The 20316-nt window shown below is 53.4% G+C and carries 19 protein-coding genes and 1 tRNA gene; 6 read left to right on the top strand and 14 right to left on the bottom strand.

The features are described 5' to 3' along the window. Genes ACQKP4_RS20790 through ACQKP4_RS20780 form a run of 3 tightly spaced genes read left to right on the top strand, consistent with a single transcriptional unit; the run spans nt 1 to nt 1465 of the window. A complete protein-coding gene (locus ACQKP4_RS20790) occupies nt 1-567 on the top strand; it encodes an RNA polymerase sigma factor (RefSeq protein ID WP_427635503.1) in 567 nt (188 codons plus the stop codon). Continuing rightward, nucleotides 564-1172, top strand: a complete 609-nt coding sequence (locus ACQKP4_RS20785) for a hypothetical protein (RefSeq protein WP_427635502.1) — start codon at nt 564-566, stop codon at nt 1170-1172. Before ACQKP4_RS20790 ends, ACQKP4_RS20785 begins: the two co-directional genes overlap by 4 nt. A 20-nt stretch (nt 1173-1192) precedes the next feature. Beyond that, nucleotides 1193-1465: a hypothetical protein gene (locus ACQKP4_RS20780; RefSeq protein ID WP_427635501.1), complete on the top strand. Its 273-nt coding sequence runs from the start codon at nt 1193-1195 to the stop codon at nt 1463-1465. A gap of 312 nt (nt 1466-1777) precedes the next feature. On the opposite strand, the gene ACQKP4_RS20775 is transcribed toward ACQKP4_RS20780, so the two are convergent. Beyond that, the gene (locus tag ACQKP4_RS20775) at nt 1778-2302 is read right to left on the bottom strand and encodes a hypothetical protein (protein ID WP_427635500.1); all 525 of its coding nucleotides are present in this window, start codon (nt 2300-2302) and stop codon (nt 1778-1780) included. A gap of 1278 nt (nt 2303-3580) precedes the next feature. Between ACQKP4_RS20775 and ACQKP4_RS20770 the strand changes: the two genes are divergently transcribed. Together ACQKP4_RS20770 and ACQKP4_RS20765 are read left to right on the top strand one after the other, a co-directional pair. Beyond that, nucleotides 3581-5488 (top strand): PIN-like domain-containing protein, encoded by a 1908-nt coding sequence (locus ACQKP4_RS20770; RefSeq protein ID WP_427635499.1) that lies wholly within the window; start codon nt 3581-3583, stop codon nt 5486-5488. A gap of 122 nt (nt 5489-5610) precedes the next feature. Beyond that, a complete protein-coding gene (locus tag ACQKP4_RS20765; protein WP_427635498.1) occupies nt 5611-6573 on the top strand; it encodes a hypothetical protein in 963 nt (320 codons plus the stop codon). Between the two features lie 237 nt (nt 6574-6810). Here the strand turns inward: ACQKP4_RS20765 and ACQKP4_RS20760 are convergent, their stop codons facing one another. From ACQKP4_RS20760 to ACQKP4_RS20700, 13 genes are all read right to left on the bottom strand, one after another. Further along, nucleotides 6811-9258 (bottom strand): DUF4062 domain-containing protein, encoded by a 2448-nt coding sequence (locus tag ACQKP4_RS20760; RefSeq protein ID WP_427635497.1) that lies wholly within the window; start codon nt 9256-9258, stop codon nt 6811-6813. Nucleotides 9259-9567: 309 nt separating this feature from the next. Then, complete coding sequence (locus ACQKP4_RS20755) at nt 9568-9756, bottom strand: hypothetical protein (RefSeq protein WP_427635496.1); 189 nt, start codon at nt 9754-9756, stop codon at nt 9568-9570. A 65-nt stretch (nt 9757-9821) separates the two neighbouring features. After that, nucleotides 9822-10664 carry a chromosome segregation protein SMC gene (locus ACQKP4_RS20750; protein ID WP_427635495.1) on the bottom strand — a complete coding sequence of 281 codons (843 nt, stop codon included), beginning with the start codon at nt 10662-10664 and terminating at the stop codon, nt 9822-9824. A gap of 87 nt (nt 10665-10751) precedes the next feature. Continuing rightward, nucleotides 10752-13643, bottom strand: a complete 2892-nt coding sequence (locus ACQKP4_RS20745; RefSeq protein ID WP_427635494.1) for a DUF927 domain-containing protein — start codon at nt 13641-13643, stop codon at nt 10752-10754. Further along, on the bottom strand, nt 13640-13924 hold the full coding sequence (locus ACQKP4_RS20740; RefSeq protein ID WP_427635493.1) for a DUF3077 domain-containing protein: 285 nt from the start codon (nt 13922-13924) through the stop codon (nt 13640-13642). Before ACQKP4_RS20740 ends, ACQKP4_RS20745 begins: the two co-directional genes overlap by 4 nt. Then, the gene (locus tag ACQKP4_RS20735) at nt 13921-14202 is read right to left on the bottom strand and encodes a hypothetical protein (RefSeq protein ID WP_427635492.1); all 282 of its coding nucleotides are present in this window, start codon (nt 14200-14202) and stop codon (nt 13921-13923) included. The genes ACQKP4_RS20740 and ACQKP4_RS20735 overlap by 4 nt, the downstream gene beginning before the upstream one ends. Continuing rightward, nucleotides 14199-14357, bottom strand: a complete 159-nt coding sequence (locus ACQKP4_RS20730) for a hypothetical protein (RefSeq protein WP_368992164.1) — start codon at nt 14355-14357, stop codon at nt 14199-14201. Before ACQKP4_RS20730 ends, ACQKP4_RS20735 begins: the two co-directional genes overlap by 4 nt. Before the next feature lie 374 nt (nt 14358-14731). After that, nucleotides 14732-15073 (bottom strand): hypothetical protein, encoded by a 342-nt coding sequence (locus ACQKP4_RS20725; RefSeq protein ID WP_427635491.1) that lies wholly within the window; start codon nt 15071-15073, stop codon nt 14732-14734. After that, the gene (locus ACQKP4_RS20720) at nt 15070-15678 is read right to left on the bottom strand and encodes a hypothetical protein (protein WP_427635490.1); all 609 of its coding nucleotides are present in this window, start codon (nt 15676-15678) and stop codon (nt 15070-15072) included. The genes ACQKP4_RS20725 and ACQKP4_RS20720 overlap by 4 nt, the downstream gene beginning before the upstream one ends. Further along, nucleotides 15675-15941 carry a helix-turn-helix transcriptional regulator gene (locus tag ACQKP4_RS20715; protein ID WP_427635489.1) on the bottom strand — a complete coding sequence of 89 codons (267 nt, stop codon included), beginning with the start codon at nt 15939-15941 and terminating at the stop codon, nt 15675-15677. Before ACQKP4_RS20715 ends, ACQKP4_RS20720 begins: the two co-directional genes overlap by 4 nt. Before the next feature lie 78 nt (nt 15942-16019). After that, nucleotides 16020-16940, bottom strand: a complete 921-nt coding sequence (locus ACQKP4_RS20710; protein WP_427635488.1) for a hypothetical protein — start codon at nt 16938-16940, stop codon at nt 16020-16022. A gap of 243 nt (nt 16941-17183) precedes the next feature. After that, nucleotides 17184-18419 (bottom strand): tyrosine-type recombinase/integrase, encoded by a 1236-nt coding sequence (locus ACQKP4_RS20705; protein WP_095127663.1) that lies wholly within the window; start codon nt 18417-18419, stop codon nt 17184-17186. A gap of 167 nt (nt 18420-18586) precedes the next feature. Beyond that, nucleotides 18587-18663 (bottom strand) — tRNA-Arg (locus ACQKP4_RS20700). A gap of 349 nt (nt 18664-19012) precedes the next feature. Between ACQKP4_RS20700 and gabD the strand changes: the two genes are divergently transcribed. Continuing rightward, nucleotides 19013-20316: NADP-dependent succinate-semialdehyde dehydrogenase (gene gabD / locus ACQKP4_RS20695; protein ID WP_427635487.1), on the top strand; the 1304-nt coding region annotated here is incomplete at its 3' end.

Here is a 20316-nt window from a genome sequence, read left to right as displayed (position 1 = left end):
ATGTCAGCGCCCGAATCGAGCGACGAATCGCTGCTGGCCCGTTACCGCGCAGGGGACGGGCCGGCGTTCGAGACCTTGTACGCCCGCCATCGCCAGGGACTTTATCGATTCCTGCTCGGCCTCAGCGGCAAAGTCGAACTGGCCGAAGAGGTCTACCAGGACACCTGGCTGAGCCTGATCCGCAGCAGCAGCCAGCCACAAGGCCGGGCGAACTTTCGTACGTGGCTTTATCAGATTGCCCGCAACCGACTGATCGATCACTGGCGCAAACAGGGCGTCCACAACCCCTTGCACGACAGTTATGACGAACAAGCCCACGCGGTCATTGATGAGGCGACCGATCCCGAACAGTTACTCGGCCTGAGCCGCGACACCCAGCGCCTCGAAACCGCCCTGCAAACCTTGCCCCCCGACCAGCGCGAAGTCTTCCTGCTGCGCGCCCACGGCGATCTCGACCTGCCGCAGATCGCCACCCTCACCGAAACACCGCTGGAAACGGTCAAAAGCCGCTTGCGCTACGCCCAGCAAAAACTGCGTCGGCTGCTGGCCGAGGAGGTACTGACATGACTGACGCCCGTCCTACACGAGAAGAGGAAGTGGTGAAGCACTTTCGTGAGCAGGCTGCTGGTGAACCACCGGCGCATCTTGACGCCTTCATCCTGGCCACCGCGCATCGCGAAGTCCCCGCGCCAAAACCGGACCGGTGGCAACGCTGGGTCGCGGCCTGCCAGAAACCACGCTGGCAAGTTGCATTCGCCAGCCTCGTCGGCGTCGCGCTGATGCTCGCATTGGTGCAACGTTCGCCGGAGCAGGTGCCGAGCTACGACTTCAGCCCTGCACCGAAAGCGTCCGCCCCGGTTGCCAGGCAAGAAGCCGCGCCCGCACCGCCGTCGGTTGCCCGCAAGCTCGCAGCACCGGCCCCAGCCGCGCCGATGGCGGACATGGCGGCACCTGCGCAGAGCGAATCGATGAGCGCCGAAATGGCCGACGAAGCGAAAGCCAGCAAGCGCGCAGCCGCTCCGGTGAAAACCCTTGATGATCAATTGCGCGAAGTGTTGCGCCTGCAACAGTCCGGTCAGACCTCAGCGGCTGACGCGTTGATGGAAACCTTGCACAAACGCTTTCCCAAGGAAAACCTCACCACCCGACTCAAGGAACTGAAGAAAAACTGAGCACGAAACCACTCGCCAATTTGGCAACAACCCCCGAAAGCGCGCACTATCGGCCCATAGCCGATGCGTTGGAGGAAGCCGTGGCGAAAAAAATCGATCGCATCGCCCAAATGCTCAACTGCCCGCAGAAGGGGGAAGAGCTGAGGCGGGGAATTATTGAGAGTCGTAAGGAATTTCTGCTGAACAAGCAGGAAGCGGCGGTCCCTGAGGAAGACACCGTTGATGATGAAGTGTTGGAGGACGGGGACGATGACGATGAGGAATATGACGAGTTTGATTGGACGACTGAATGAAAAAACCGCTTCGGCGGTTTTTTTATCGTTCAGTGATTCATTCGCTCAACCGAACAACTGCATCCTCCAGCCTCTCATTCGTTTCCGAGATATCGAGCATCCACAAAAAAGCCCCAAACCCTAAGGGCCTGAGGCTTTCTCGTTGCTACTAATATGGTGCCCAGGCGTCGTTTGAACTGAGCGCTGTACGCCCAGGTTTAAAAGGCTTTGTCTGGTTGCGTTTTGCTCAGGCATACACGTGGGCATACACGCTGCTCGATGCTATACGAGATTTTTCGCACATCCATTGAAGATGCGGTGACGTCCGAGATGTTAGGCATCGGCACTCAATGCTGCGTTGAGTGCCTGTCCAATGCTTACGACTAGAACCGCTTGTCGGTTGTATTCGGCCTCTAGCGTTGGTCTGACCCAGCGCTCGGGAAATTCCTGATCACCATACTCAAAACCGGAAAATTTCAAGCCATGTGAGGTTGCGGCTTCGCCGGTAACGTCGAGCGAGTATGAGGTTTTAACCATACTGCGATGCTTCGAGTGATTGGTCAGCGCCGACAGATAAACAAAAGACTCGTGTTCAACCAGTAATTTGAGTTGGTCCTTGACCTTCCCCTCTGGTAACCGTTGGGACACTGTACGGATCCCAACCCGGTGCGCATCTACCGCTTTTTCTTTATCTAGGTTCATGCCATAGGCGTAGTAAAGGGTGTGGGCAAGCATATCGGCGACTGTGTGCATGCTCTGTACACAGGCAGTGATGTGAGCGGCAGCTTGAAAACTCGCCCACCGGAATTCGCTGCTCGCCTCTGCATCTGCTTCCATGATGAGCAGCAAGATGTCCATATCACTTTCGTGTGTGGTCGTTGCTTCCTTCATTATGCGGAGGGCTTCATGATAGTGGTAAGCGGCGAACCCTCTTCGCTGCTCTATTGAGTCAATCGATGGAGATATCGCTGTCCGCTGGCTTCGCCCATAAAGGCTCTCAACGGATGTTCGTAATTGTTTCAGGTCCCATCTGGACATGTGGCGAATCCCTGCGAGTGAATGTGATCAATCTAGCTTGCTGGTGCTCGCATACACCAAATATCTGCCGGGGCCCCTGGAGAATAGCCTCGTACACGGGGTCGGAAACCCGCGACATCTTGCTAGCGACAGGCATCCCACCTTACTGAAATTTCAACGTTGAAATTGAAAGGATCCTGACGAAAAAGGGGCATCGTTACCGTGATGGTAAAGATGCCCCTTTGTGTTGCTGACAACGCACGCATGGTGTTCGTCGACCAAGTCAACTCCGTCAACCTGTCAACCAACTTCAAAAATTCAGCCGCTAACACGAACGCGCGGGTTATCTGCCCCGTGTCTTTCAGATTTGCTCAGGGTCCCCGGCGACTTCTCGTGAGCTTGTGCATTTGCACTGGTGAACTGGGTGTTCACCCGGTTCACCTGTTCACTAAGCTGGGCACCTTGTCGCTAACACAGTCCCGCGGGTTTCCGACCCCGTACCTCCCGAACATTCCCAGGGGCCCTGGCGATTTCGATACCCCGGTTGATGCATCTCACCTGTTCGTTGTTGGTAGGCGGCACCTCCCAAGCGTCCAGGCATTCGGCGACCCAACGTTCGAATTCTGCATCAGTCGATACCAAGCCAGCATTGCACTCGCTGGCGGTGTTATTACCGATGGGGTGTGGGGGGACTCGAAAAGATGTGTTACAGGTGTAGCGGGTGTTACGAGTAAGGTTAAGTAATTGAATTTACTTGATTTATTTTGTGTTACACCATGGTCGCCCTTTATTTTCTCCGCGTGTTACAGGCCAAATGCGTGTTATAGCAGAGTTCAGCACGTTCGCGTAAACGCGAAGGCTACAATCGGGCAGAAGCTGAAGTTGGCTCTGCTGTGACCAACGTCCGGTGTAGGTCTAAGTCCACACAGTCAAGTACCCAAGCCTGTATTGGTCTATTAACAGGGAGCGGCCGCCCAAGATGACTAGGGCTCCCCATCTCCCCAGAAATCTTCCCTGCGGGTGCAAGTTTTGGTGAGTGGCCTGTCTTGACTCAAGCGGCGGATACAGGCTACATCGCTTACTCAAAAATCGACGCGGTTAGGGCAAGGGAGGCATTGGATGCTGTTTGGCCATCATGTCATTGACAAGACCGTTGATGAGCACGTCCGCGAAATTGCCGCTCTAGCAAGCGACCCGCAGACGCTCATCTTTATCGATACCAATATTCTTTCGTACTTCTACAAGCTGCACGAAGCGGCTAGACGCGAGTTCTTTGTTTGGTCTGACACAGTATTAGCCGAAAATCGATTGGTTGTCCCTGCATGGGTTGCCAGCGAGTATCTGTCCAGAGTGACATCAAAAACGCTCGACTCCTACACGCCCAAGGGGAAAGAGGCCAGCCAGGCGATGAAGCTTCTCGAGGGCCTCTTCGAAACTGCGTCCTTGTTCGTCGACGAAACTTCGCTGAGGAGGGTCGGTTATCCCTCCGGCCGCACATCTTTTATCACAGGGCTTCGCTCAGCTATCGATGCGCTGGCCCCGTTTACGCGCGTATTTTCGCAGAACTTTGACTCAGGAGTTATACACCAGCAAATCGAGGCACACCTGTCGCCAGCGATTCTCGACTCCGATCTCGCTGCCCTCTGTGTTCGCGCAACGCAAGAGGGTACCGGAAGATTCGAACATCGGTTGCCGCCTGGCTTTCGTGACTCAGACAAACCGGAGAATCGTCTCGGCGATCTCATTATCTGGTTCGAAATACTCGATAAATCCGCCAGCAGTGCGGCGACTTTTCCCAAGGTTCTTTTCATTAGCCGGGACGAGAAAAATGACTGGGTTTATGCGCCTAAAATGCGCATGGAACTGGCGCGAGGCGAACGTAAGGCAGTCGGCAATTCCCGACCTGAAATCAAACTCGCAGACCCAAGACTGGTCACTGAATTTCGCCGTGTGACCGGGCACGCCAACATTACTATCGCCAGCATTGACACCCTAGTAGAGGGTTTGTCAAAGGCCACCCCCGCACTGTTCGCCCACTTAGCCGCGGCGATTCAGATCAACATAGAGCAATCGGCGCCGGTGATACCCGCTGATAATGAGCCTGAGGCACCAATCACTGAGCTTCCCGAGGAAGTGCCTGCCGACATCCCACACCTGCCTTTCGAAGAGCGGCAGCCAGAGCCTGTCGAGCCTAATCAACCACGGCTCATATACGAGCAAGCGGCGCTCAGGGATCGTGAATATCAAGCGGATGCGCCCTCGGTTATCAACGAGATCATCCGAGATCTGAAATCCCTAAACTGGTATACCCAAAATCCTGCTATCACACGGATTCGGACCATACGGCAGGATGAATTCCCTCCCTCATCTTGGTTCGTTTTAGGCCGCAACATATATCAGGCAGCTTGCGGTAACTCTCAGAAGGCGATGGAGTTTATGGCCGGCCTCGAATCTCAGCTCCGGCAATTCACACCAGATACTGCTCAGCACCTACTCGCCGGTATGCTTTTCGAGGTGTATTTCGATTCACGTGGCGACTTCCGAGACGGGGTCAAATTCAGCTATGCCGACAAGCCACTCTCAGTGGCTACGAATGCGGAGTTTGCTGATGTGCTGGAGTTTATCAACTACCACTTACGAGATCACATGGATCGTCTCATGTTCCTGCCCGGGGATCAGGCAAGAAAGGTAATCCATGTCCATTCGGTACCAATGTCGCCAACCGATGCTCCACAGCTATTGGAAGGCATGCCATCACCGCCGACTCATGAGGTGCGCTCGGTCTTGCTTGACGGCGTTGAGCTAATGCGCGAATTAGTTGATGGGGCGTCTAACCTCTGGTTGCTCTTATCCCGAGGGGCAAAAATCAGCCCAGAGAATATACGAAATCGAATTTCAGATGAGCTGGCGATTCCCAAATGGGCACTGACTATTGAAACCGATCCACCAATTAGCGCTGATGTTGATCTGGCGATACCTGAGGGCTTTGAAATTAAACCGGAATTGGCACTTCGCGGCGCTGACTAATCGTACCGATACTCAGTCTAGCCCGTCACCTAGCGGCGACTAAGCCAAACCAATTATACGGTGGTGGTGCCGAGCTAAAGCGCCCTGGACTGTCATTGGCAGCTTTAATACTAAGGTGTTCAATGCAAAAGCTAAAAGAAATACTCATAAAGATAATAGAAATAGATCCGTCAAAATTAAGTAATACAGATTTATTGAATTTTTTTATTTCCATTTCGTCTCTTGCTGTGGCCATACTTTCTTTTGCAGTGGCTATGATTGCTTTGGTATATACCGGATATCAATTTGTTTTGAAGAAAGGTACAAAATTTTATGGGATGTATACCACTTCAGGTAGTGTGTGGAGTAAGCAGCGATATATTTCTGAGATAATAATTGAAAATAAAAAAGATAAAGCAGCTGCGATTAACTTTATATATCTGAGGGTTGGCAGCAATATTTATCTAGAGCTTGTCGATTATGATAGCTCTCCAAGAATAATCGCCCCATTTGAAACTATAAAGATAGAGTTAAGAGAGGGCGTCTCCGGCTACATTTCGTCAATCTTCAAAGTTGACTTGAACGCTCTCTTGGGTGATAGAAAGGTTCGTAAAGCCCTTATAGTAGCTACGCCCCAAGGTCTTTCAAAAGTTAAAAATTACAAGAGGTTTTGGAATGTCTATTTTGAATCTCTGCAAAACCATTTTATCATTCCTGTACGACCAGTCCGAAAGTACCACGAAGGTAAAGAATATAGTGATGCACTTCAGTTTGTAGTGACTGATAGAAGCAAAGAAGGGGCGTCTGCGGCTCATTTTCTTTATCGTGGAAATACTTATTCAATAAATAGTAGGTCGGTGAAAGTCGATGATTTTTCGGACGCTCGCGAGCTAGAGTGTTTTCTTATTGGTGCAGCGGAGTCCCGCGAAAATACCTTAACGGTAGAGCGTGTAGGCTACACATATGTAGACTATGATGATTATGAACAAGTTGATATATGTCATAGTGGATTTTTTGGTACTCACGTTGTTGGAAAGGCTTACACAAAAATTCACAACTGGACATTCGCACTAAAGGAAAAGCTGAAGACGTTCAAGAAGAAGTGATTGTAAATAAAACGTCTCCCATGCTGAATAAGCCTGAGTGCATACACTTCATGTTGAGTGCGTAACTTTTTTTAACTTCTATAGGTGTGTCTCCCTACCGTCGTAGTCACAGCACTAGCTGCTTTTTTTGGTTGGGGTCAACTTGGCTCATGCAGTCACTTTTGGCCGACAACTGCCGTTCTCGAACGGTTGTTTTCGGCCAAAAGCGAATTTTCATTTCTAGGTTAAAACACGAATTCAATATAAAAATATGTTTTTACATGCGTTTCTAATTTGTTCTTTTGAGCTGTGTGCTCCAAAGTCCAGCCAATGCACTACGTTATAATATGTTGGCGATATGTTTGTGTAGTGATCAAGGAGGAATAAAATTCTTTTCTTGGAGTATGCTTTTGCGCACTTTAATGCACAATACTTACGAATAATTTCGTTGTCATTTTGTAGAAGCCTCATAATGAAGCTTTCGTCGATGCTACTAAAATCCTTGTCCGGAATTGAAGAAATTATACTTTTCTTCAAATAGTCTGCGCACTCCAGGCTTAAAACATCGGCGAGTCTTTTTTTACCAATTTTAAGTATTGATTTAACGGCAAGAATCTGTGCAGATTTAGGAGGTTCTAGTCCGCCGAGCAACGTATTATTTGAGTTTTTTCCAGTTCTGCCAACAAGGTCCAATATTAGTTCTACGTCCTGCCATTCCCCAACGCTTAAAAAATACTCAATATCTGCTTCCACAGGAGTAACTGTAGGGTCTGCAAGGACTTCGCGAACAATAGATAAATCAACTTTTGATTTTAGCTTCACCAGTAGAGTCAGCGTCTCCCTTATTAATCTGCTGATCATGAATGGCTTCAGTGTATCTAATCCCTTTGTGTTAGTTTCGTAGCTCTCATTACGTCCGCCAGCCCAAACAACTAAGCTTTCTTCGTAGAATTCTTCAAATTTATTCAGCAGATTTCGCGTGATTTCTGATCGCTTTTTATTGATGTTTCTTCGGGTATGCTCCAAATAAGAACCTGTTATAAGAGGTAGCTCGCGATTGGATTTTCGTTCTAACTCTACATCATCCAGAAAACTTAAAGCTTTTAGTTGGTAAGTTCTCCATGCCTCGTCTTCTTCCTTCGAAGGACTGGATGCATTGCTTATTATTATTGCTTTGGCTTCGCTTTCACCAAGGTTGACGCCATGACTCCTAAATGCTGATATAGAGAGTACACGGATATTCACGTCAGGATCTTGTCGTATTTGTTCTGCGTATTCCAAGCTTATAAGCTTTCTATCAATAAGGACTTGTAAAGACCTGAGTCGAACCGCTTTGTTTCTGTTATTTAGCGCACTCTGAAGTTCGTCCGTTGAAATGTAGCTTGGGCTCGCAAACAAGCGGTCAAGAATTTTTGCGCTTAATGTCAATGGCTGAAGTTTATTTATTGCTCTCAAGCCGGCTGCTAAACCGCTATTAAGTTCGATAGATATGTAAGCTTCGTACGCCAAAACTATAGTTTGAGAGTCGTTTTTATCTATTTCTTCTTGGATTTTCGGCAGGTCATCTACCCTTCCTTTTTCACATAAATAGCGAAGGAATGCGTTCCGTACAGACGAGTCTGATTTAGGACCTAGCCAATGTTTTATGTAAAATTCTCGCGTTAGAGTCTCGTCAACTTTAAGGTCGCTTCCTGTTGTAGTCATCAAGTTCAATATGGAGACTTTTATTGAATAGTCACCATCTGGAATAGTTAGAGCTAAAAAATTCAAATTTACGAAGGTGTTTAAAGGGTGATTCAGCCAATACCATATTGGAATATTTTCATGTGGCAAGTTTTTTGCGCCCGCCTGCATAAGTCCGAGTATTTCTTTTCGCTCTAACGTGTATTCAAGTTTGTTTTTGTAAATTAAGTTTGCGTCGTGCGCACCTAAATAGGAGCTATCATTTTGACTGTCCCCTAAAACATTACTGATTAGCCTTAGGCGAGCCACCTCGAGCGGTTGCAACTCTGCTTTTTCAGATTCCCCTCCAGTGCGCCGTAGAATATTATAAATAAAGGTGGCACTTTGTGCTGGAATGGGACTGGAGTCAAAACGATCTGAAGCACTTTCATTTTTCGTGATGCTAGTTTCGTTCTCCGGCGTATGAGAGGCTTGGCTGGAGTCATCATTTAATTCTATGTGATCAAACACATATTGTGATATGCACTTTCTTATTAATCGTTCAAATTCATCTTTTTGTTCGAAGCCCTGAAATAAAAGACTTTTGTCGTCAATTATTTGTTTTTTGAAGTTTAGAACTTTTTGTAACTGCTCACCAGGATCGCTTAGTGCTTGAGCATCGACAGTCTTGAAAAACAAGCTGATCTTTGGCTTTTTGATATTGTTGTAGCTTGAAGTTGCGATTGAAAATTCTTCTTCAAATCCTGACTGATGTTTGCTTTGATTGTCAGGCGCAGAACCCCAACGCTTCCAAACGAGACCGATGAAAACATCACAACGTTCGAGGTCGCGATTGATTATTTCCTGTGGCCTACCTGCGCTAGATACGGTGTCCTCCCACCCCACTAACTCAATATGAACATTGAGCTTCAAGGCAAGCATCGAATTCAACTCCTCTGCTACCTCTTTAGCAATTTTCCTTTCTTCGATCAAATCTCCGGGAGATGCGAGAAAAAAGCTTATAACTTTCCGGTTGCCTGCCACTTTTTAACCTCTCAATATATATGCTAGCGCAGCTTGGCATCTAGTTGTGCAGCCATAAAATGCGAATGTTGCTTTTTTCAGACTGTCTATCGTATCTAGGTGACTATAGTAGCTTCCATTTACCGATCCGATCGGTGTCGTCTTACGTCTCTCATGAAAAAAATGCCTGAGAATTTCTAACAACTGACCCAGATACCAGACTGGAGCCATACCACTACCGGCCATTGCAACCTCTCGCGAAAAAAGCCATCGACTGAGGCTGCCTACGGAAATTTACTGCAACGGAAGCCTTGGAGCTTCCGTTTGGATTTATTTTCGTATTTTCAGCTTCTGCTCTATTAGCCCCATTTCTGCCTTGATCGCAGTGATGGTGAGCTTCTGCGTCGCTGTGCTTTTTCCGATGTTGGTATCCACGATCTTGAGTAAGGCGGTCAGGTGGGCTCTTCTCTCCTTAAGAGTTTCGGATAGGGATGAGCTGTTTTGTGTCGTTGCGTTCATGGCTTCGATCCTTGGAGTGATTTTAAACAGCCCGCGAAAAGCAGGCTGTTTCAGGGAGTCGGCAGTTACATCGAGAGCAGATCGCGCGTGCGATGCTGGTGGCCACGTTCCACCAATTCGCTCCATCTCCAACTGCCAAAGTTTTCACCCTGCTCGGGGATGTCGAGCTTCATTAAGGACACCGGGTCACGGCCTATCAGCCGGGCGGCGGCGTACAGCTTGCCTCCCACATCTAGCAGCGCTTGGGCGGCTTCATTCCATGCTTCCTCCAGGGAGTTGTGGGCCAGCCGCAAGGCGGTGTCCTCTATTTTTTGGTGTTCTACCTGAGCCTCGCTGATGTGTCGGTCTACGATGGCTAGCTCTTGCTCCAAGGCGGTGATGATCAGGAGCTGGCGGCGATGTTGTTCGGTGGCGGTAGTGAGGTTTTTCGCGGCTTTCTGCGCGTCGGTGCTAGCGGCTTTTTCGCCCTCCACGTCGCCCCACGCCACGGCCTGTGCGTAAGCGGTAGCCGCCTGAGTCTCAGCCTGCCGTGCGCTGGTAATCTCTTCCTGTGCTTGCTGACGAATTTCCTCCAGGCGTGTACTCAGGCTTTGCCGCTTATCGTTAAGCTCCAGCTCATCCGCCATCCAGTTCGCCATGTCGGAGATATAGCCTTCCATCAAGCTTTCTCGGTTGGCCAGCTTCTCCAAGCGGTCCAACTTTTGATCTAGCCGGAAAATCTGATGATCGAGCGAATCGATCTTTAATTTTCGACTGCTGATTTCATGCCGGACGTCGCTCTGGCGGCCGTGGTTAATGACTTCTTCGCTTTCAAGCGCAGCCTCAAAAGGTGGCAGTTCCTTTTTGAGGGCTTCCATTTCAATGACCAATTTGGCGCGTGTGTCTTTCAGTTGTTCAATTCGGTTCATGAGTTTTGTCCTGATGATTTAATTGGGGTTCGGAGTGGCTGGCGAGGCCCGCTTGAGCCGGCTCTACCTCAGTCAGTAGGTCCGCCGTCAGGCGGCCTGAGCCTCGCTTTCATCCGTTCCCGGCACGGTCTTCACCACATAGCAACGCTGAGTGCCCAGGCCGGGTAGGCGGACGGCGCAGGAGGCTTTGCCGTCCGGCCCTGGCTCAAGGACGCCGCGGCGTATCAGCTCCTTGTTCACCGCGTTGATGTTCATGCCCTTGAACACTTCCGAGCGCCAAGCCTCCGGCAATACGTAATAGGTGTTGGTGGTGTGCAACGCATCTCCCAGACCGTGCTCCAGCGTCTTGCGAAAGCCCAGCCGGTCAATGGTGCGTGGACCGTGCTCGTCGATCTTCGCGGCGGCCGACTCCCAGCGGGTGAAGCGGCTTTCACCAAAGCGCTCGATCACCTGACGCAACCGCGCCAAGATCGCGTCCCCTTCAAGGTTCCCGGCGCCGCCGCGCTCATTCATCCAGGCACTCAGGCACACCCTGGCCGCAGTGGTAGCGGTGCCATCGGGCCAGCCGGTAATTCCCATCGCGGTGGCCAGTTCGCCAGCAGCGGCGGCCAGTCCAAAGCGAGCGGCCGCTCGATGCGCCTGACCACTGGCCGAGGCAGGCAGCGCTTTTGCGATAAATCCCTCCAAGGTATGGCGCAGGATTGTTGACCAACCATGCAGCTTGCCAGGCTCACAGAGGGCCGACAGGAAAGCGGTAAGTGGTGTGCCGTAGTACTTGGCTACCCGTGCCTTGAGCGCATCGGAAAGGGCCGCCGCATCATCAAAGCCGTTCAGCGCGTCGAACATGCCCAGGCCTTTGCTGGCGTCCGCTGGCACCGCGAGCATCCGCACTTCCATGCCGGCTTTCAGCTCCTTGTTGGCTTCGGCCATGTGCTGCGCCAACGTCTTCTCACCGGTCGAGAGAAACAGCAAGCGCCACTCCTGTACCTGTCGGCCGGCTTGTCCTCGATCATTCGCGCGAGCCTTCCCGGTGCCGTTGCCGAGCATGTACACCGTTTCACCGATAATGCGCGGGTCGCACATGCCGATTTCGTCGAGCACCAGGAGCCCGTCTGAATGCGCGGCGGCGATGGATTCCAAAGCGTTATCCGTGGAACGCCAGGAGCGCACCAGACGCGGCCCGCCGTAGATCGAGGCGGCCACTTGCAGGTGGGTGGTCTTGCCGCCTGAGCTGTCACCGTAGAGGTGAAAACCGCCCGACTCATGGCCGAGCATGTGCAGCAGCGGACCGGCAAATGCCACGCTGGCCACAAATGCCAAACGGTGATTGCCGATGCACAAGGCGCCGATCTGCTCTTGCCACTGCTCCAGGGTGCCGGCTTCGCTGATGGGGGGAAGCTGCGCACCGGCCTCATAGAAGTGCAGGTGTTCAGTGTGTGAGCCGACCTGCTGTTCGGGCAGCAAGAAGGCGCTGTCGTGCCAGCCCAAACGGGTAACCAGTCGTGCGCGCTGGGCGCTATCAAAACCGCCGAGGTAACTTTGCAGGTCGTTGCGGGCATTGCGGCCGGAGCGACTGCCGGCCAGACGCAAACCCATGTCCACCAGTGGACCCAGCACATCCTTGCCGAAGTCGCCGGTCATGGTCCGTGCCGGAATGTTCCAACGCTTTTTCGCCCCGTCGGGATCGTCGAATTCGACCAGCAAACCCCAGTTATGACCTTGCGCATCTCGGGTGCGCGCCAGGATCTCCAGCGGCGAACACACCGGGCGTGCCTCGCCATCGTCACCGGAATAAAACACGCCTTCGGGTGTCAGGCGAAAGCCGCCGGGCAGCAAATCGTTTTTGGGCTTCGCAGCACGCTTGGTCGTTGGTTTGGTTTTAACTTCGGGTGGTTCGGCCGATGCTTTTTCCGGATCAACACCGAACAGTTCGCCGCTGCGCTCCAACTCGGAGATGTGGGCCACCGTCCAACCTTTGGCCTGTGCATCGGCCGCGTCATCGCCGTCATCCCATTGACCACCTTTGGCGAAGGTAGGCTGGTCACTCTTGAGGGTGGGTTTGCGCCTGAAGACGTCCAGGGCGATGACGCGCACCGACGCGGCGCCGATCTGCCGCAGTTGTTCGGCGACGGCGTCCATGCAGCTTTTGCCACTGGCATCGTTGTCTGGCCACAACACCACGGTCCGACCTTCGAGCGGTGTCAGGTCGGCTTTGTGCCAGGAGTTCGAGCCGTTCGGCCAGCACGTGGCCACGTAGTTGGGCAGCAGCTCCGCCGCGGCGTCGGCAGCCTTTTCACCTTCGCACAGAATGACCGGTGCTTCTGCTCGTTGTGCCAGTTCATCCAGACGCAGCAGAGGGCGCGGCTCAGGCAGCCCCTGCCAGCGCCATTGCGGCGTTTGACCGTCGGCACGCTGGCACCAGGTCAACGGCGCAAACACCTTGCGGGGCTTGCCGTCTTCATCCGGGTCTAAATCGAAGCGGTAGAGCGCCATGACCGGCTGGCCCTGAGCGTCGCGATACATCCAGACTTTCGAAGGTGCGCCGTGCTGTCGGTGTTTGGTCGGGCACTTGCTCATGGCCTCGGCTGGGATCGGCTGTATGGCGCGCCACTCCGGTGTTTTGTTTTTGCTAGGGCTTGGTTTCGATTCAGCCGCCCCAGCGGTAACGCGCAGCAAATCCGCCAGCTTGTTGCAGGCTTCGACGTCGGTGCCGCCGTCGAGATAGCGCACCAGATCGATCAGGTCGCCACCTTTGTCGCCGGTGGCAAAATCCGCCCAGGTGCCTTTGCTCAAGTTAACCTTGAGGGAGCCGGCGCGCTTGTCGGCGCGGGTCGGATTGGCTGCGGTGTATTCCTTGCCACTGTCGACGCGTTTACCGTTGGGCAGCCAGTGAGCAAGCACGCGATCAATGTTCTGCAGCGCAACGGCTTTGACTTGGGCGAACGTGGGGCGACGAGCATTGGAGGTAGAGGCCTTCATGCGCCACCGCCTTGGGCCAATTGCAACCCGCTGGTAACGTCATCAATGATGGCCTTCGCCATCTCGCTCAAATAATGCGAAGCCCAGACCATTGCGTCGTTGTCATTCTCCATTCCGCTCAAGAAAGTGAGCTTGGTTACACAATCCATGAGTAGAGAAGCTTGTTCGAGCGCTTCCTCGCACGATATGCCGGCATTGATACGGAACAGTGGCTGATTCTGAGCGTTGCACTTGGCGAAGGTGGCGCCGCCCACCGTATTGATCAACATAGAAGGGCTCATTGGGCGCCTCCACTGATGGGTGGGCGAGTGGAGTTGTCGGCGTGCACGGCGAGGGTGCGGATCAGTCCCAATGTTCCTCGAACATCCCACAGCGCCGCCGCGATGACATGGTTAGCCAGACGTGGACCGTCGCACTCGAACTGGTCTTCAAGAAGCAAAAGCACGGAGTTGGCTCGATCCACTGCGCAGGTGATGGCGTCAATCGGCACACCGGCTTCGGTGCCTTTGTGGACGCAAAGCAGGTCTTCAGGTAGGGAGAAGCTCAGGGCTTGGTTCATTGGGCACCGCCTGCTGCTTCGAGCGCGCGGGCTTTGGCCATATGGGCGTTGTATCGGGTGAGACGAGTAGCGAGGCTGGAATTGGCGTGTAAAGCGGCGAGGGCCATTGCACGATGGGCAGCGGCGCGAATTTTGGACGGATTGAGGGCGTGCATGGGTGGAGCTCCTTCTTAAGTAGGAACTGCCACGGTTCGTCGCCAAACGAATTGGGGTGGCAGCTGTGCGCAGGTTGGCGAACCGGGTAAGAAGGAACCCGGCAGACCCGAAGGTCTCCCACGCACAGCCACCATAAAACGGGAATGCGGGCACAAAAAAAGCGCCTGCAATCGTAATGGGGGCGCCTGTGCGCCTTCTTAAACTCGGGTCGCCAAACCCGGTCGCTGAATTTGCAGCGACGTCCAAAGAGTAACGTCCTGTTTTGCAAAGTGCAACCGTGCGGAGATCTTGCGCATTTCTTTGATGCGGCATAAATTGTGCGGGCATGTAGATTTACCTCAACGCCTCCGGATCGCTCCCGGGGGCGTTTTCGTTAGTGCTGGGTGGTGGCGGGGCGAGCGAGGGTGATCCATTGCAAGTGGTTCCCTTGGCGAGCTCTTTGCCACATCTGCTGTAGCGCTTCGGGATTGCGCAGCAGGTTGGGAATCAACTGGCGAGCGTCGTGAATCACCACGTCTGCGGGCGGCTGAATCGCTAGCAGCGTCCACTCCAGGTCATGCCACAGCACAATCAGTACCTGAGCATCGGCCGAAATCGCTTGATCGCGCAGGGCAAGCAAGCGCTGGCGACCTTTGATCTCTGCGGTAGAAGGCAGAGAGGCTTCAAGTACACCGACAAGATCCAATGCTTGGTGGGGAAGAAAGGTCGGGGTCATGCTGCCTCCTGCACGTTGGCAAACAGCGGCAGGGGTGTTTCGCCTTTGAGCCAAGCCAGGATCTTGCTGTCCTCGGCGCACCGTCGGCGGTGTTCTATCGCGAGCAGTTCGCGCTGCTGTGCCAGACATTCATCCACATAGCCGGACAGGTCCGAGGTCAACTTCATTTCACGGTGCAGCCGTTCACTCGCGGTTTTTTCCTCGGCAAGATCCTGCTCAGTGAAGTGTCGCCACACCGCCGGATCGTTCGAAAATCCGGCCGATTGATCGACCAGCCAGTAGGTGACCCAGTCGGTCAAGCCTAGCGATTTCAGCGCGGCGCGGCGGCCCTCTTTCATCGCGAAATGGCCGGTGCCGTGAATGCTGGAAAACTCCCTGCGAACCGCGTTTTTGCGGATCAGTTCAGGCAATTCCCAGGGATTGGGTTTAAGCGGAAGGACCAGGCCATCCGGGTTGAAAAAGAATGCTTCTTGTTCTTCCCCGTTCCAGCTCACGCCGGCGATGGTGCGATGACGCCAGTTGATTGCCCCGGGTTGATAGAGGCGAAATCCGATGCTGTAGGAATCGAGAAACGGACCTTTGAATGGACTGTAGTTGCGCTTCATGCGGCCACCTGGTCACGCGCCTCGATGCGGCTGCGTGTCCATGCCTGCACTTCGGAAAGAACCCAGGCGACAGGGGCGCCGCGTGCGTTGCTGTTGCTCAATTTGACGGGCAGGGGAAAGTTGCAGTCAGGGCGCTGCATGAGCTTGTAGATGGTGGGGCGAGCAAGGCCTACCATCGCTATGACTTCGTTGATACGAATGAGGGTTGTTGCGGGGTCGCGAGCTGGGGATTTGGTATCAATTGCTAGGATGGAAGATGTCATAGTCGTGCCTATATGGTGAGAGACAGGCACAGACTAGAGAGGGGAAAAAAAGCAAACACGGTTTGCTTTTGATTGAAATTATCGAGGTAGGTATCCACCCATAATCAGGTATTTTTTGACTGTAGGCTCGGATGCTATGCCCTCTTTTTTTACCAAGGCTTTTTTAAGCTCCCGCTCTGAAATAGTAGGATTGGCCAAAATGTGACGGTCAGCCGCACTGCGAATGCGCTCGCGGAGATCCGCTGCATTCTGCTGCTTTACCGACTCCGGCTTCCTGTTGGCCTTACCCGCAGCCGCGCCTCTTTGCGAGGCCTTGGCGGAAAACGCTTTACTCAGCGCCTCGCTTAGAAAATTGGCCACATTGAAGCTACCCTTCGATACGTCGATGTCCTCAACTTGTCTGTAGAGGCTCGCCAGCATGATCGTCTTGTCGGCATCGCCCATGAATGTGCGGAAGGATTCACGAGCGTCAATTTCCCCGCCTGGATCCTTTAGTCGCTCCTTTTCGGCCAGTGCGCAATATTTCTTAGGATCTGTTATTTGCATTTGGGCTATGAGGTCTGCGTCAAGGTCGAAGACGTAGAGTTCCGTTTCAAAGAGCCAGTTGGCGAGAACTTGAATGGCTTGAATGCTCTGCACTAGGGTGTAAGTCGCCACGAGTTGCGAGTCCGCAGCGTTGTCATCAATGCCATGAAACCGTCGTATGACACTCGGCAGTGAGGCTGCATCGGCGTAGCTGGCATGTTCTTCGATCTCGTCGCGGAGTCGAAACATCGTAGCGACTACCGACCCTGCTCGATCAGGATAACGGCCATCCTCAAGCCAGTATGAGGTGGCGTAATTGGCCAGCTCCAGCGCCTCTTTAAAATACTCCCGAAACTGCGAATACAACGCTAACTCACGCACGGCCTGTTCGATGTCGTCTAGTTCCCACAGCATATTACTGACATCGAAGCCAGCAATCTCTAGGCGGCCAATCGGCATGCTCTCATCGTCCATTCACTGCCCCTTGGCCCCGCTTGGCGTCATGAATACAGCGGTTCACGACACGGTTCTCCTCGACCAACAGTGAGGTGGCTGGGCAAATGTTGTTACACGATTCGACCACGCAACACGTCGTGTATCGCTGACCATTTCTTCGTGTGACGCGATATAAGTTCTTTATATTCAAAGAGTTAGAGAGTTGTGTTACACCTGTAACACGGGTAACACCGTTTTTTTGGGGGGGGTGGATGATGAGCCTCATATCACCTTTCCAAATTGGCCTTGCACGACATTGCCAACTACTAGCTCATCAAGATGATCTGCGTACCACTGCATCATGACTTTGCGCTGAGGCAGGTACACCGCCTTGTTGTACACCCCTGCAATTCCCTCTTTGACATGAGAAAGCTGAGCCTCTATGTGGTTCTCATCAAAGCCTTGTTCATTAAGGATCGTGCTCGCGATATGGCGGAAGCCATGGCCAGTTTGCCGGCCCGCGTATCCCAGTCTGCGCAGCGCCATCAGAAAGACGGTATTGCTACGGGGGATGGTTCGATCTTTTCTTCCTGGGAAGAGAAGGGGGTATGCCCCTGTTAGCGTGCGCAGCTCCGTTATCGCTTCAATGGCCTGGCGAGATAGAGGCACTACATGCTCGCGACGACGCTTCATTCGCTCGGCTGGAATCGTCCATAGCTTTTTGTTGAGGTCGATCTCTGACCAGCGTGCTTCTCGAATCTCACTCGGGCGTGCCGCTAATAAGGCCAGCAGTCGGAGACCTAGACGGACGTCCTTCGCGTGAGGGTAAGAGTTGATGGCGCGAAGTAATGCAGGCAACTCTTCTATTGATACGTGTGCATAATTTTCAGCACTGCGCGTTTGTAGAAATTTATTGAGGCCTTCAAGGGGGTTGTGGATCGCTCGACCTGTCACGCGTGCCAAGTCATAGATCTCTTTGCAGAAGGCCCGAACTCTGCCCATTTGCTCAATGATCCCTTTCTGCTCCATGCCGCGCAGAAACTCCATCCATTCAAGGGGCAGTATTTCTGTGTAGATGCGTTTGCCGAAAACAGGGAATACGTGAAGCTCCAGGGCTCCAAGGACTCGACGGGACGTGCCAGCTTCCCAGCTTGAGCGCCTAGCCTCAAACCATTCGCGGCCTAATGCTTCGAAAGTGTTGTTGGCAGCCACCCGGTCAGCAATCTTACGAGCTTGCTTACTGACTAAAGGATTTTTACCAGTCGATGCGTCATCCCGCAGTTGCGCCGCCTTCTGCCTGGCTAGCGAACCACTGATTTCGGGGTAACCGCCTAGGCCCAGCCAGGACCATTTGCCGTCTGGTTTTTTGTAGCGCAATTCCCACGACTTCTGCCCATTTGCCTTGACCCGAAAATACAAGCCGTTGCCGTCTTGCTCCCGGTACGTCGCATTCTCCGGCTCCAATCCTGCGAGAGTAGTGTCGGCCAGTGGGCGGCGTTTGATTTCAGTACGCTTCACTGCGTGTATGCCTCCAGTTCAATGAATCTCGAAGCATACACGTGGGCATACACGGCGTGAAGTTATAGGGGTAGACAGGGATGGATAGCCAGAAACAAGAAAGCCCGCACAGGGCGGGCTTCTTGGGGTGTTTCGTAGACTGTCTGAGACAGGTCTAGACTGCTATATGGTGCACCAGGCGGGATTCGAACCCACGACCCCTGCCTTCGGAGGGCAGTACTCTATCCAGCTGAGCTACTGGTGCAAGCGGGCGCCATGATACTCATATGCGCTGCGGGCGTCCATGCTGCTGAATCGACTGCGTTTTTCGCAACCGTAACAACCGTTTGCTACGTTGATCAGAAAAGTCAGGCAAATGCGGCGTTTTCGTTCTTTTTTTCGAACGCCCTATTGTCCTTTAAGGTCATTGATCCTAGGATTCGTTCGAGATTTCAAACGCTCTTGTCTGGGTGCTGAACCGCACGAGTTTCGAACAGTGCGCTATTTATGTGCTTCAGCCCGGTGAATGATTTCCCTGACGGCAGCCTACAAGGCGCCTTTCTACAATCATAATTCGCTCCGCGCTGGCCGCGGTGCTGTTAAGGAAAGCCGACATGCAGCTTAAAGACACCCAGTTGTTCCGCCAGCAAGCCTTTATCGATGGCGCTTGGGTTGACGCGGACAACGGTCAGACGATCAAGGTCAACAACCCGGCAACGGGCGAAATTCTGGGCACCGTGCCGAAGATGGGCGCTGCCGAAACCCGCCGTGCAATCGAAGCCGCTGACAAAGCGCTGCCGGCCTGGCGTGCATTGACCGCCAAGGACCGCGCGAACAAATTGCGTCGCTGGTTCGAACTGATCATCGAAAACCAGGACGACCTCGCTCGCCTGATGACCCTGGAACAGGGCAAGCCATTGGCCGAAGCCAAGGGCGAAATCGTTTACGCCGCTTCCTTTATCGAGTGGTTCGCTGAAGAAGCCAAGCGCGTCTACGGTGACGTGATTCCGGGCCACCAGCCAGACAAGCGCCTGATCGTGATCAAGCAGCCAATCGGCGTGACCGCTGCCATCACCCCGTGGAACTTCCCGGCCGCGATGATCACCCGTAAAGCCGGCCCGGCCTTGGCCGCTGGCTGCACCATGGTGCTCAAGCCCGCTTCGCAAACGCCTTTCTCCGCATTCGCCCTGGCTGAACTGGCCCAGCGTGCCGGCATCCCGAACGGTGTGTTCAGCGTTGTTTCCGGCAGCGCCGGCGACATCGGCAGCGAGCTGACCAGCAACCCGATCGTGCGCAAACTGTCCTTCACCGGCTCGACCGAAATCGGCCGTCAGTTGATGGCCGAATGCGCCAAGGACATCAAGAAAGTGTCCCTGGAACTGGGCGGCAACGCGCCGTTCATCGTGTTCGACGACGCGGACCTGGATAAGGCCGTCGAAGGCGCGATCATTTCCAAATACCGCAACAACGGCCAGACCTGCGTCTGCGCCAACCGCCTGTACATTCAGGACTCGGTCTACGACGCGTTCGCCGAGAAACTGAAAGTAGCGGTGGCCAAACTCAAAATCGGCAACGGTCTGGAAGAAGGCACCACCACTGGCCCGCTGATCGACGAAAAAGCCGTGGCCAAGGTTCAAGAGCACATCGCTGACGCGATCAGCAAAGGCGCCACCGTGCTGGCCGGCGGCAAGGTCATGGAAGGTAACTTCTTCGAGCCGACCATTCTGGTCAACGTGCCGAAGAACGCTGCCGTGGCCAAGGAAGAAACCTTCGGCCCACTGGCGCCGCTGTTCCGCTTCAAAGACGAAGCCGAAGTGATCGCGATGTCCAACGACACCGAGTTCGGTCTGGCGTCGTACTTCTATGCCCGTGACCTGGGCCGTGTGTTCCGTGTGGCTGAAGCCCTGGAATACGGCAT

It is taken from the genome of Pseudomonas sp. NPDC086278 (assembly GCF_050280905.1).
Classification (GTDB): Bacteria; Pseudomonadota; Gammaproteobacteria; order Pseudomonadales; family Pseudomonadaceae; genus Aquipseudomonas.
This window is presented reverse-complemented; position numbering and strand designations above follow the sequence as displayed.